At 69.7% G+C, this 11,959-nt stretch carries 13 protein-coding genes and 2 pseudogenes; 4 read left to right on the top strand and 11 right to left on the bottom strand.

The window, feature by feature from the left end; genetic code table 11:
* Positions 1-847: 847 nt before the first annotated feature.
* Positions 848-1,027, top strand: a pseudogene (locus OG861_RS31010) (TetR/AcrR family transcriptional regulator); the annotation flags it as partial.
* A 31-nt stretch (positions 1,028-1,058) separates the two neighbouring features.
* Here the strand turns inward: OG861_RS31010 and OG861_RS31005 are convergent.
* On the bottom strand, positions 1,059-1,616 hold the full coding sequence (locus OG861_RS31005; RefSeq protein WP_329191835.1) for a GNAT family N-acetyltransferase: 558 nt from the start codon (positions 1,614-1,616) through the stop codon (positions 1,059-1,061).
* A 300-nt stretch (positions 1,617-1,916) separates the two neighbouring features.
* Entirely contained in the window at positions 1,917-2,600 is a 684-nt protein-coding gene (locus OG861_RS31000; RefSeq protein WP_329191837.1) for a GNAT family N-acetyltransferase, read from the bottom strand.
* Between the two features lie 87 nt (positions 2,601-2,687).
* On the opposite strand from OG861_RS31000, the gene OG861_RS30995 reads away from it, so the two are divergent.
* Both OG861_RS30995 and OG861_RS30990 read left to right on the top strand, forming a co-directional pair.
* Positions 2,688-3,263, top strand: a complete 576-nt coding sequence (locus OG861_RS30995; protein WP_329191840.1) for a hypothetical protein — start codon at positions 2,688-2,690, stop codon at positions 3,261-3,263.
* Between the two features lie 74 nt (positions 3,264-3,337).
* The gene (locus OG861_RS30990) at positions 3,338-3,706 is read left to right on the top strand and encodes a hypothetical protein (protein WP_329191842.1); all 369 of its coding nucleotides are present in this window, start codon (positions 3,338-3,340) and stop codon (positions 3,704-3,706) included.
* 308 nt (positions 3,707-4,014) lie between these two features.
* Here the strand turns inward: OG861_RS30990 and OG861_RS30985 are convergent, their stop codons facing one another.
* The 9 genes and pseudogenes from OG861_RS30985 to OG861_RS30945 form a co-directional block, all read right to left on the bottom strand.
* The gene (locus OG861_RS30985) at positions 4,015-4,794 is read right to left on the bottom strand and encodes an SDR family NAD(P)-dependent oxidoreductase (protein WP_329191844.1); all 780 of its coding nucleotides are present in this window, start codon (positions 4,792-4,794) and stop codon (positions 4,015-4,017) included.
* Positions 4,795-5,207: 413 nt separating this feature from the next.
* Positions 5,208-5,738: a GNAT family N-acetyltransferase gene (locus OG861_RS30980; protein ID WP_329191845.1), complete on the bottom strand. Its 531-nt coding sequence runs from the start codon at positions 5,736-5,738 to the stop codon at positions 5,208-5,210.
* Positions 5,739-6,079: 341 nt separating this feature from the next.
* Positions 6,080-6,355 (bottom strand): annotated as a pseudogene (locus tag OG861_RS30975) (YnfA family protein); the annotation flags it as partial.
* 59 nt (positions 6,356-6,414) lie between these two features.
* The gene (locus OG861_RS30970; protein WP_329191848.1) at positions 6,415-6,729 is read right to left on the bottom strand and encodes a hypothetical protein; all 315 of its coding nucleotides are present in this window, start codon (positions 6,727-6,729) and stop codon (positions 6,415-6,417) included.
* Positions 6,710-7,156, bottom strand: a complete 447-nt coding sequence (locus OG861_RS30965; protein WP_329191850.1) for a MerR family transcriptional regulator — start codon at positions 7,154-7,156, stop codon at positions 6,710-6,712. Before OG861_RS30965 ends, OG861_RS30970 begins: the two co-directional genes overlap by 20 nt.
* The gene (locus OG861_RS30960) at positions 7,153-7,488 is read right to left on the bottom strand and encodes a hypothetical protein (protein WP_329191852.1); all 336 of its coding nucleotides are present in this window, start codon (positions 7,486-7,488) and stop codon (positions 7,153-7,155) included. The genes OG861_RS30965 and OG861_RS30960 overlap by 4 nt, the downstream gene beginning before the upstream one ends.
* A gap of 249 nt (positions 7,489-7,737) precedes the next feature.
* Complete coding sequence (locus OG861_RS30955; RefSeq protein WP_330261927.1) at positions 7,738-8,490, bottom strand: DNA alkylation repair protein; 753 nt, start codon at positions 8,488-8,490, stop codon at positions 7,738-7,740.
* Positions 8,487-8,906, bottom strand: a complete 420-nt coding sequence (locus OG861_RS30950) for a hypothetical protein (RefSeq protein ID WP_329191854.1) — start codon at positions 8,904-8,906, stop codon at positions 8,487-8,489. The genes OG861_RS30955 and OG861_RS30950 overlap by 4 nt, the downstream gene beginning before the upstream one ends.
* An 11-nt stretch (positions 8,907-8,917) precedes the next feature.
* On the bottom strand, positions 8,918-9,376 hold the full coding sequence (locus tag OG861_RS30945) for a MarR family winged helix-turn-helix transcriptional regulator (RefSeq protein ID WP_329191855.1): 459 nt from the start codon (positions 9,374-9,376) through the stop codon (positions 8,918-8,920).
* Positions 9,377-9,869: 493 nt separating this feature from the next.
* On the opposite strand from OG861_RS30945, the gene OG861_RS30940 reads away from it, so the two are divergent.
* Positions 9,870-10,871, top strand: a complete 1,002-nt coding sequence (locus tag OG861_RS30940; RefSeq protein WP_329191856.1) for a pentapeptide repeat-containing protein — start codon at positions 9,870-9,872, stop codon at positions 10,869-10,871.
* Positions 10,872-11,959 lie beyond the last annotated feature (1,088 nt).

The following is an 11,959-nucleotide window of genomic DNA, read 5'->3' as shown; positions in this document are numbered from 1 at the left end:
CCACCCAAATAGCCCAGACCATATCTCACGGGGCTAAACACCCGGATGTGAGGAACCGGGAGCGCACGGACACTCCGACCGCTTGTGGGTGCCCCTCACTCCCCCGGTCACGCCACAGCAGCGCTTGCCTGTGGAGACCTTCCTCTGAGGGCGACTCCTCGCTGACACTGTCCGTGAAGATGTCTCTCCAGGTCGCGCGGGCCGGCACGCTGATACATGACCTGATGCCTGCGCGACGACCTGTCTGACGCTGCCTCTGACGCACCGCGGGATGCATGCTCCTCGTCGCCGCACTGGAGGTCGGTCGCGCGTACTGGACGACGGTCCTGGACGCAGTCGGCTGGAGCCCGGAGCCGACCTGGCCTCCGTAACTACGTACCAACTCAGCGACACGGAAGACCGGTTGATCGCCGCCGCGCAGGCGAAGGGGGGCATCCGGAGGTCCTGGTGGTGATGGACGCCGGCTACGACGCCGCGCGCATCGAACTCCTGATCGGCGACCTGCCGGTGCAGGTCCTCGGCCCGCCTTCACGGATCGGTCACGGAGACCGTTCCGCGAACAGAATTCCGAGGTGTGAGCGCCGAGGGTGCTATGAGATTACTTGTGCGCAGATGACTTGATAGTGCGCTGGTGGCTGGTCTTCGCCGTCCGGCGGACTGCACGCTGATGCCTTGACGAGCAACGTCGGTTCAACGCCAGGGCTCATGGTGGGACTCAGCCCGCACGGTCGGGGACTCGTGCAAGGCGATCGCGATCTCGTGGCAGGGACGGTACTTCTCCCATCCGCTCCCCTCGTCGGACAGGGCGTTCAGGAACGCCTCGGGAGGAGGAGCGAGCGGCGGCTCGCCCCCCGATCCGGCACTGGCGGAGTGCTTCCCGCGCATCGCCGAGCCGGCAAGAGCGGCCGCGGGCGACGCGGGGTCGGTGGTGGGCGCCGGCTGCGACGACCAGTTCGAGTTCGAGTTCGCGCTGGACCCGCTGCTGGACGGCTTCGAGCGGCTCCGCGCGGCGGGCTGGACCTCGGCCGCTGGACACCGCCCAGGGGCCGGGCCGCCGGTCAGAACACCGCGGCGGTCGCGACGGCATGGTAGGTGCGGCCCGCGGCGATGTAGTCGCCCAGCGGGGTCATACCGAAGGCTTCCACGTGGACGCGCCAGGAGGGCGTGTTGCCCGCTTCGATGAAGGCGACCAGGGCCTCGGCGCGGCCCGCCGACGTCTCGACGGCCTTTTCGAACAGGCCCCGGGCCACCCCCTGCCCGCGGAAGGCGGCGTCGACCACCACCGGCCCGTACAGCAGCCACGGCACCTCGTCCAGGGGACGGCCCCGCCAGGCGAGGGCGGACTGAGCCCGGAGCAGTCCGGTGACCGCGGCCGGCGGGTCGGCCATGTCGGCGGCCACCGACAGCGCGAGCAGCCCGGCAATGCCGCCCTCCCCGTCGTCGGCCACGAGCAGCTCGCCGGCGGCGGCCATGTCGCGCAGAGTGGCGGCGTCAAACGTGCCCTGTACGAAGCCCTGCGCGGTGCGCTGCTGCTCGGTCAGGGCATCGTGGTGGTTGGCGGCGAAGAGCCGAGCCAGGGCGACTGCGTCGGCCTCGGTGGCGTATCGGTAGCGCATGCGCCGATGCTGCCACGGCGGTCGGGGCGCGGGTCCGCGCCGCGGCCCGGGATGTCACCTGCCGGGAGCTGCCGGCGACACCCGGCCAACCGGCACATCAGTCCCCGCATCTCCCGCCTCCTCCAGCGAACCGCGATCCGTCGAGAGCGGCCCACAAGTGGGTGCGATGGCAGTCTGGCGGTTGCACCTCAAGCCACGGCGATGCCGTCAATTCTCCGCGGCATTCACGGGCCGGTCGACCGGCGACTGCCGTGCGCCATGCGCCATGCGCAAGGGCGGATCGGCCGGCGTGAGCCAGTCCTACCGGTCGGAGGGAACCATCGGCCGCCGGGCGATCACGACGTCGGCTTCGTGGCGCCAGCCGAGGGCGGAGTAGAGGCGCTGGCCTTCCTCACTGGCGATGAGAAGACCGGTACGGGCGCCTTGAGCCACGGCGGCCTCCACCAGAGCGCTCATCATGGCGCGACCCAGGCCGCGACGCCGGTGTGCCGCATCCGTCTCGATGCGATCGGCGATCGCATCGGCGCCGACCACGGCGATGGTGCCACGCGCCGCCACCTCTCCGGAGGAGTCATGGAGGGAGACGACCGTGACTGGTCCCTCCGTGCGGACCTCGCGCGCGTAGGGCGCGGCGGGCGCGTGCTGAGGGTGCTTGGTCAGATCGGTCGTCATGAACCACTCGGAGCGGTGGAGCAACTCCAGTCCGGCGGCGCCTACGACGGCTTCGACGGCGCCTGGGCGCAGCGTAGGTACGGTGAGCCAAGTGCTCTGCCTCGCGGCGGCGACGGCTGCCGCCAGCCGTGGCAAGGACTCGGGTTCTTCGTCCGCACGCAGCGCGAACACCTCGACCTCGCGGCCGGGTTGGTCGCATTGGGACCGCAGGCCGTCTCCGGCGGACTCGACCGGCTGGGCCTCGGGCAGGGAGCGAGCGACGGTCCAGCCGTTCACCCAGCGTCGTATCAGCTCTGATTCGATCTCCGTCATCCGGCGATTAGAGCACGACCGCCACCGGTGCACGGGCGAATAGCCGTCCCCCGTCGTTCGCTGCTGCCGGACGACGCCGCCCTCCCTTTGCCGGTCGGTCTGCAACCGGCGTGGGTAGAAGCACGGAAAAGGCCGCCCGGCCGTGGCCGCGGGGCCGGCTGCGAGTGCGACGGTGCACTGCTGGGCCAGGAGAGCGGCGACGGCCCGGTCGACGCCGACGCCCTGGCGGTGCGCGGCGGTCAGGAGCCCGGCTACGTCGGCACTTACGCTGTTCGTTGTTCTCGAGCTCTGATCCACTTCCTGTGGAGGCTCGCGGACAGTGATGTCAGTGGTGTGTGGTGGGATGGCCGGACGACTGCACCGTGGATCTTCTGGGAGCCCTTCGTGACGTCCCTGTACCCGTCCCTGACTCACGCCTTGGCCGAGGCCTTGGTCGACGTCCTGTGGTTTGTCGACGGCAGCGAAGACGAGCAGATGGATCCGGACGACGCGGTCAAGGTTCTGGAGGGCGTCGCGCACGTGGTCAGCACGCTGTCGAATGATCAACAACAGGAGCTGATCGCCCTGATCGGCGAGATGGCAGCCGCCGAGACCAACCCGGCTCGCCGCACGTTCCTGGAAGAGTTCCCAGAGGGCTTCGGGCTCATCGACGATGCGTCTTGAACGGCTCAGCTTGCCGTACAAGACAGGCACCAGACCGCGTCACGGCGGTCGGCCCTGCACCCAGACTCATCACCATGAACCCGACGATGTTGGATAGCGGCATGGTGAGACGCAAGCAGGAGAAGAAGAAGCGGCCCGCTTGGGGCATTCCGAGGGGGATCGTCCTGTTGGCGACGCCGGAGGGCTGGCGCACCAGCGTCCTCACCGAAAGCGGAATGCTCCGCGGACGGCTGGACGTGCCGCTCAACACCGACCCGCAAGACGCGCGGGCCGCTGCGGCGGTGATGGTGACGGAACTCGCGCGCGACTTCCACGACACCGATGTGGCGGTGAGCTGGGAGCCGCCCCAGGAGCCTTGGTCATGGACCGCGCAAGTCACCCTCGCTGCCGAAAACGACCCACCTTCGCCGGCGCCGAAGGTTGAACGACCGGCTTCGGAGTAGGGCAGGACCCGCTTACGGAGGAGTGCGAAGCCTGCGCGGCCGAACATCTGGCGTTTCAGCAGCCTGATCCGGTTGACTCACCGTTAACATGTACACGCCCGCCGCCGGTTGCGCGCAGGGGGGCCTGGCCGTACGGCCCTCGGCCATCGTCGGGGTCGTCCGGGGAGCGAAATCCTGGAATGGTGGCCTCGGCGCGGTCCAGGCGGGACGCCGTGTCGAGGTGGACCTCGCCGAACGGGTGGTCGAATCGGCGCGACGAGAGGCCGGACGCCGCCGTGCTCGATCTGATGCCGATCTCAGAGTTGGGCTCAGTGAACGGAGAACCCGCCGTCGACGAAGATTGCCTGCCCGGTGACGTAGCCGGAGGCGCGGCTGGCCAGGAACACCGCGGCTCCGGCGAAGTCCTCGGCCAGGCCGTTGCGCCCGACCATCGTGCGCGCGGCCAGCGCCGCCGCCTTCCCGGGGTCGGACGACAACCGCGCATTGAGCGGGGTCATGACGAAGCCGGGTACCAGCGTGTTGCAGGTGACGCCGTGTGGCGACCACGCCTCAGCCTGAGAGCGGGCCAGCGACTCCAGCGCCCCCTTGGAGACCCCGTAGGCACCGCTCTGGACGAACGCCCGGTGCGCCTGCTGGGAGGTGATGTGGATGATCCGCCCGAAGCCCCGCTCGGCCATGCCGGGCCCGAACCGCTGGCCCAACAAGTAGGGCGCCTCCAGGTTCACCGCCATCGTGGCGTCCCACACGTCCTCGCCCAGCTCGCCCATCGGCGGCCGCAGGTTGATCCCGGCGCTGTTGACGAGAACGTCGGGCTCGCCGAACACCTCGGTGGCCTGCTCCGCCGCGGCGCGTACCCCTTCACGGGCGCTCAGGTCGGCGCTCACCCAGGCCGCGCGGCAGCCGTCCGCCGCCAGCTCGTCGACCGTGGCGGTCAGTTCCGACTCCTTGCGCGCCACGATCACCACGCTCGCCCCCGCTCGCGCGAGAGCCCCGGCGATGGCTCGGCCGATGCCGGAACTGCCGCCCGTCACCACGGCGACCCGGCCGTCCAGTGAGAACAGTTCGGAGAGGTAGCTAGACGAGGTCATACCCGCACCCTAGGCGGCGCGTCCGCGGCGGCATCGCCCGGGGCGGAACGTGGCGCGGGGAGATCGACTGAGCGGGTGTGGCCATCCCCTCACGACTTGGTCCGCGACTGAGGTTTGGCCATGCTGGCCTGACGGGTCGGCTGGTGGTTGTTCAGCAGGCGGCCGGGCGAGCACGAGCTCGGTGCTCGGCTTGCGTCGGGCCGACACGGGCCTCCCGCTGCCGCTCGGCACCACGCCGCTCCGACTCGCGCCGTGCTCGCCACAAATCGGCCAACTCGAAGAACCCTCGCGGCCACCCCCACGTCACGGCTGCCCGCCGATGAACAATGGGTGGCTCTTCTGCGGGAACTGTCCGAGCTGGGAACTTCCCTGCAGAAGACCCAAGTACAGCCGACGAAGCACCGGCCCGAGCATCAGGGCCTCAGCAATCCGCCCACCCACCAGTCGTGCGGCTTGCCGTCGTTGGCGATGCTGCGATTGCGCAGTGTCCCTTCGATGGTGAAGCCAAGCTTCTCGGCGACGGCACGCGAGCCGGTGTTCCCGGCCATGGCCCACCACTCGATGCGGTGGACGTCGAGCGTGGCCCAGCCCCAGTCACACAGGGCCCGAGCGGCCTCCACCGAGTACCCGCGTCCGCGCTGCTCCTTGACCGCCCAGTATCCGAGCTCCCAGACGCCGCGGCTGATGAGGGTCAGGCAGTACGAGCCGACCAGGGCGCCGGTGTCCTTGCGGAACGCGCCGAGGGTGTAGTCCCTGTCCTCGGCCCACTGGGCGGGCAGCGTCTCGCCGACGAGCTTCTCCGCATCCGTACGGCGGTACGGCACCGGCACCGGGGTGTACAACTGGATGTCCTCGTCCTGGCAGGCTTCGTACACCGCATCCACGTCGGCAGGTGTGAAGGCCCGCAGCACCAGACGGCCGGTCTCAAGAGTCACTGGATCCACCGCGGCAGTATGACCACCTTCAACGAGCGGCGAACAGCGAATATCCGGACCGAGCCGTAAGCATCAGGTGCGGCGGCGATCTGGCACGCGGGAAAGGCCGACTTCGGACGGTACGGTCCGGGCCGCCTCCACCGTGCCGCGGCCCGGCAAGCCGGCGCGCGAACCCCCGCCTCGTACGCCGTCTTCGATCTCCCGGCCCCCCCATACCTCGGCGACGTCAGAGGCCGCCGGTACACCGAGCGGCGTCGGCTGCTCCCTGAACTCCTCGAGGATTCGGGGCCCCCGCTACAGGTCGTGCCAACCACGGATGAGAGCCGCCACGCGCTCGCGCGGAGATCCCTGCGGGGCGCGTACATGATCACGGTTGTCCCGGCGACGCAGACCAGGGCGCCGATGACGTCGTAGCGGTCGGGGCGGTAACCGTCGGCGACCATGGCCCAGGCGATCAACCCGGCCGCGAAGATCCCGCCGTACGCGGCGAGGTTGCGGCCGAACTCGTTGTCGGACTGGAAGGTGGCCACGACCCCGTAGAGGCCGAGGGCGACGACGCCTGCGCCGATCCAGACCCCCGCCCTTGTGCTCCCCGATTCCTGCCAGACCTGCCAGGCGCCGCCGATCTCGCAGAGGGCGGCGACGACGAAGACGAGGGAACGAGCGACAGTCGTATCGGCTGACCCTACCGGCGGCCCGCGCCGCTGGTCTTCAACGGGTCGGCCGGCCTCTGGCAGCTGCACCCGCCCTCATTTGCGGTCTTCGGCGGGCAGGAGCAGGAGCGGCGGCGCCGGCCGAACCACCAGGTTCCGGCGGCGAGTACGGCCAGGACGACGGCGAGGGCGGGTAGCCAGCCCACCACCGCCCCGGCCCCGGCACCGACGACCCCGGCTGTGATCAGGACGGGCAGCGCGCAGCACGCCACACAGGCCAGCGCGGCAAGTCCCCCGAGGGCCTTCGGGGCGCGCTGGGGGCGGTGGTCAGCAGCAGGGGCCGGCATGTCGGTTCTCCTGGGCGAGGTCGGGGAAGGGGATCGGGCAGCACGTGCTGGACGCGCACACGGTCAGGTCGTCGCAGCCCGCCTCGACGGCGGCTGCCAGGGCCGTGCGGATGGTGGTGAGGTCGGCGATCTTCGCGTCCACCTCGGCGAGCTTGGCCGCGGCGCGGTCCTGGAGCCCGGCCACGGGGCGGCCGTGGCGATGGCGGCCGGTCTCCAGGAGCTCGGCGACCTCCTCCAGGGTGAAGCCGAGCCGCTGAGCGGCCTTGATCACCCGCAGCGTGGTCACCGCGTCCTCGGCGTAGAGGCGGTGGCCGCCGTTGCTGCGTTCCGGCTCGGCCAGCAGGCCGCGCCGCTCGTAGTAGCGCAGCGTCTGGATGTTCACTCCGGCCGCCTCGGCGACCCGCCCGCTGCGCAGGCCCGCGCTCACCGTGACTCCCCGGCGGCAGCGGCCCGGGCGGCGAGTGAGTCCAGCGCCGGCTCGTGCACCTGGTCGACGCAGATGTCCAGCCGGATCAGGTCCTGACCGGGGGTGGTGGTGAACGTGAAGAAGGAGCAGCAGCCGCTCTCGCGTGCAACCAGGTCACGGACCCGGTCCTCCACGCCTTCTCCGCCCGCCAGGTCAAGGCGAAGGTGGAGCGGCTGGGGCCTCGACAGCGAGGTCAGCTGCTCGGCGAACAGCGCGTCCCACTCGGCGACCCGCAGGGGCCGCTCCTCGGTGGGCAGGGTGCAGGACTGCGGCACCCACGAAAGATCACTCATCGCGCTCACTCCCGTCATCAGTCCCCGGTGGCGGGGACACCTCCGACGGTAAACCTGTACCTGGGTATCGGTTGCAAGCCTTCACGCCGACGGATCAGCGCCGGCCGCCACGGAGACCGTCACGCGGCGACAGCATCGGCGTCCTGCCCGATCACGTCGCGTACGGCCTCCGGATATCTCCGAGCTGTCACCGCCTACCGGCACACCCCGGGGACACCCGAGCGGGGCTGAACCGGGTTGCGGGAGGAGTCAGTTGCCGTCGACGCGGCGGTAGGCGTCCAGCAGGCGGGTCCGGTCCGCGTCGCCGAGGCGGCGGACCGCTTCGCGCAAGGTGACGCCGGAGATGTGGTCGACGCGGGGTTCCACCCATGCGGTCACGAAGTGACTGTCGCGGCGGCTGGTCTCGCGCAGCACCCAGCCGATGGCCTTTCGAATGAAGAATTCGGGCTCTTCCAGCATGGCGTCCGCGTAGCGGCCCAGTCGCTTCAGGTCGGGCTCCCCGGCGCGGATGCCGGGAATCAGGGCGAGGAGGGCTGAGCGGCGGAGCCAGAAGTCTGCGTCGACGGCCCAGCGGTCGAGGGCGAGCCCGGCCGCTTCCTCGTGCTGGAGGGCGATCACGCCGGCCCCGTGGACGGCAAGGGTGTCCACCAGGGCCCAGGTGTGGGCGGTTCGCAGCATCGCTTCCACCGTCACGAGGTCAGCCGGGGTGAGGAGGGCTGCGTGGTGGGTGAGGAGGTGGACGGCTGCCTGGCGGTGCTCGTAGATGTTGCTGGTCCACAGCAGATCGGCCAGAGCCAGGGCGTCCGGTCGGGCGAGCGGTGGCAGGCGGCGGCGGGTGGCGTTGACGGCGCGGCGCAGATCCGGGATGGGGACGCCGAGGTGGACGAGGTCGCTGTGGAGGTAGTCGCGGTCCCAGGCAGCGCGCTGTGAGGTGCCGAGGCGGGCCAGCTGCTCGATGAGCTGGTCGGCCGCCTCGGCGAGTCGGGCGTGGGACAGGCTCACGCGCCGGTTTCCAGGATGCGCTTGAGGGTGGCGAGCTCGGTGTCGACGAGGGTGACCTGCTCGTCGAAGACGGTATCGGTGAGGGTCGGCGGCTGGAAGAACGTGATCATGAATTCGGCCCCGGCGCCGTTGGGCACGACGCGGGCCGGGACCTGCCAGGACGCCTGGTCGTCGACATAGTCGTGGTCGAGGATCCCGAGCTCGGCGTTGCCACGGATGCGGAGCCGGGCGGGACCCTGCGGGGTGGTCATCAGCCACCAGTCCGGCTCGGCGGTTGGCTCGATCGCCTGGACGTTGACGACCGCCCAGGCAGGCCAGTGGGACGCGTCGGCGAGGAAGGCGAAGACGTCGGCGACGGGGCGCTCGATGCTGACGGTCTTGGTGACCGCGCGTGCTGTGGTGGGGGTGGTGCTCACGAGGGTGCCTTTCACTGGGCCGGTGTGGGGGGCTCGGGGTGGGCTTCGCCGACGAGGCGGCGGATCCACTCCTCCAGCTGGCGGCGCTGAACCGGTTCCAGGCCGGCGAAGAAGTGGGCGTCGTTGCGGTCTGCGATCTCCGCGAGCCGGGGGGCCAGGTCGCGGCCGGCGTCGGTGAGTGCCAGCCGCAGGGTGCGGCGGGAGGTGGGGTCCGGTTCGCGGGTCATGAGCCCCTTGGCCACCAGACGGTCGACCAGGCGGGAGACCGCGCCGGGATCGATGTCCACGTACCGGGCCACCTCCCTGGTGGTGGCGGCGTCGCCCCGGTACACGGTGATCAGGACCGCCCACTGGGAGACGGTCACGCCGTGCTCGACGAGTTCTCGTTCGAACCGGCCGTGGACTTCGTCGGAGAGTCGGCGGAGCCAATAGCCGAGGTGGTCGCGCAAGCCGCTGGCGGAAGTGGTCACGCTTCAGCATGAATGACGCGGCAACTGTTGTCAAGACAACGATTGCCGCTCGCGTCTGTGCACCTGCGCGTCTGCCATCTATCGACCGATTTGGAGACACACCCTCTCGTCGCGTTCCCCGACCGGCTCGGCTGCTCCAAGCAGGAAGTACGTGCCCCAGCTCAAGGGCGGCCGCCTTGCGCTCGCCGACGCCCCCCGGAGGTCACGTTCCCTCACACCGCTTCCCTGGTGACCGTCGACGACCGCCGGACCCAGGGGAGACCGCAAGGACGAACGAGACCACCCAGCGGAGGGCGACTCGATCGGGGGCAGCGCGGTGTGGCGGCCGAACTGTTCCACCCCGGCGTGTGCCAATGATCAGATGACCGGGACGTCCCCCCTCGCCCGCCTCCGCCGGAACGCTTCCCGGCATGCCGCACGACGCCGCCTGCGCAACCGGCGTCGTAGTGCCGCGGGCGACGGATCCGACAGCGGTCGGGTCTCCCGTCTCTCCTTGCTGCTCCTGAGCCTGCCCGGGCTGGCAGCCGTGGCAGCGCTGCTGTTCACCTGGCTCCAGGTGAACCAGACCGGCAAGGAAGTGCGGATCGCCGAGGAGGGTCAGATCACCAACCGCTTCACCGCGGCCATCGGCAATCTGGGATCGGGCTCGATTGACGTCCGGCTGGGCGGGATCTACGCCCTGGAACGCATCATGAACGACTCTCCTCGCGACCAGGCGACCGTTGTGTCGGTGCTGTCCGCGTACGTTCGCCGACACGCCCCGGTCCCCACTGGCGCGCCGACGGCCGACATCAGCGCGGCAATGAACGTACTGGTGCGCCGCCGCCCGGAAAGCGACAAGGGGCTGGAACTGGACCTGAGCCGCACCGATCTACGGGGCTGGAAGCCTGCGCATCCGTACGAAGGGCGGGTCATCCACCTGCGAGGAACGATTTTCACGGGGGCAGACCTCAGCGATGCCCAACTCGGGGGCGCAGATCTCTCCGACGCCAGCCTGGAGAAGGCGAACCTCAGCCGGGCAGACCTTTCGATGGCGACCCTCACCAGGGTCGTCTTCGAGGAGGCACAGCTGCGGAACACGGCCTTCGACGGGGCCGATCTCACCGACGCCGACCTCTGCGGCTGGGGCATCAAGTGCCCGGACTTGGCGGGGGCAAGCTTTGCGGGTGCAGACCTGACCCGCGCCTCCTTTGTAGGGGCGGACCTCAGGAAGGCGACGATCTGCGCGGAAATGTTTCTGGCTCCCGTCGGAAGTACCAAGGAGCCGGAGGTCGTGCCCACGTGTGCCACTCTTCGGGACGTGCACCTCAGCGATGCGAACCTCTCAGGAGTGGACCTGGCGGGCACTGATCTGTCCCGGGCGGACCTCACCAATGCCGACTTGTCGAAGGCCAACCTCACCGATGCGAACCTCACCGGCGCCATCCTGAAGGGCACGAAGCTCAGCGGCGCCCAGCTCAAGGGAGCACGCGGCCTCCCGCCGCCCCTCCGGTAGAGCCAACCTGCATCGCAGGACCGGCTCGGACGCCCCATCCAGGACCTCCTCGCCATCGCGACCGGTCTGCCTATGCGCGGTTCGGCTTCCCCTCGCTGCACGAGGCGTTCGACACCACCGCGCCCTGCCGGCGCGCCGGCCCAGTAGGCCCCCCACCGCGTGTCTTCGGACAGGAGTCGCAGCGGCTCGACCAGTTGTTCGGCCTTCACGGGTAGCGCTCAAGATGAGCGGTGAGCACGCCCGCGATGTCGAATCGGTGATCGCCACGAATCATCGCCCTCCCTTCAGCCCAGTGAGGTTCCGTCAAGACCCATCGCTCGAAGGCCGGCCACCAAGCACCTACGCCGGTCAGCTCCACAAGGGTCATGGCGTACGGCACTTGCAAGCCTCGGGGACGCCGTGGTTCAGACCCAGTTCGCCTCGACCACCGGGCCGTCCGAGCGTCTGACTGCACGGATCGCCTCCTCGCACAGCATCGCGAGACAGCCTGAGTGTGGTGGGGCGGTGCTGTCAGCGGGTGATGGGCCCACGAGGATTTTGTCCGGACCGCAGCTCGCATGCTTTCTTATTGAGGTACACCGTGTAGTAGTACCTGTAAGCCAATCTGTAGCCCCTGGCGTAGCCCACTTCGTAGACAGCGGTTTGCGGGAAGAACTCCGGAGGGCCCCAGCGGGAACAGCTCCAAGCGGCTCTTTTTCCCTGTCGCTCACCCTCCAGGTAAGCATCACAGTGGCCTCGCCAATAGGGCTGGTTCAACTCCATGTAGCCGCATCCCGACCAAGGGGGACCCTGTGCAAGGACCTGGGGGCTCGGGTGCGGTACCGCCCTCTCCACGGCAGGCACGGTGGTGCCCGCTGCCGAGGCAGACGGAAATGCGAGGGCAGCACATAGGAGGAGTCCGACGGCGGGGAAATAACGCGAGGGGTGCATCTTTGCCTCCCCGATTGCAATTTCGGAGGCCTGCGTGGAACACACAGGTCGGGCGGGGGCGGGGGGAGGTGGCGCGTCGGTGGATAGGGGCGGAGGCGATCTCTTCGAGGTCTGGGTGGGTGGCGGCGACGGCGCGCAGGACCGCCTGCGCACCGCCG

Source organism: Streptomyces sp. NBC_00539, assembly GCF_036346105.1.
Taxonomy (GTDB): Bacteria; Actinomycetota; Actinomycetes; order Streptomycetales; family Streptomycetaceae; genus Streptomyces.
Note: the sequence above shows the minus strand (reverse complement) of the source record. Positions and strands in the feature narration are given on the sequence as shown.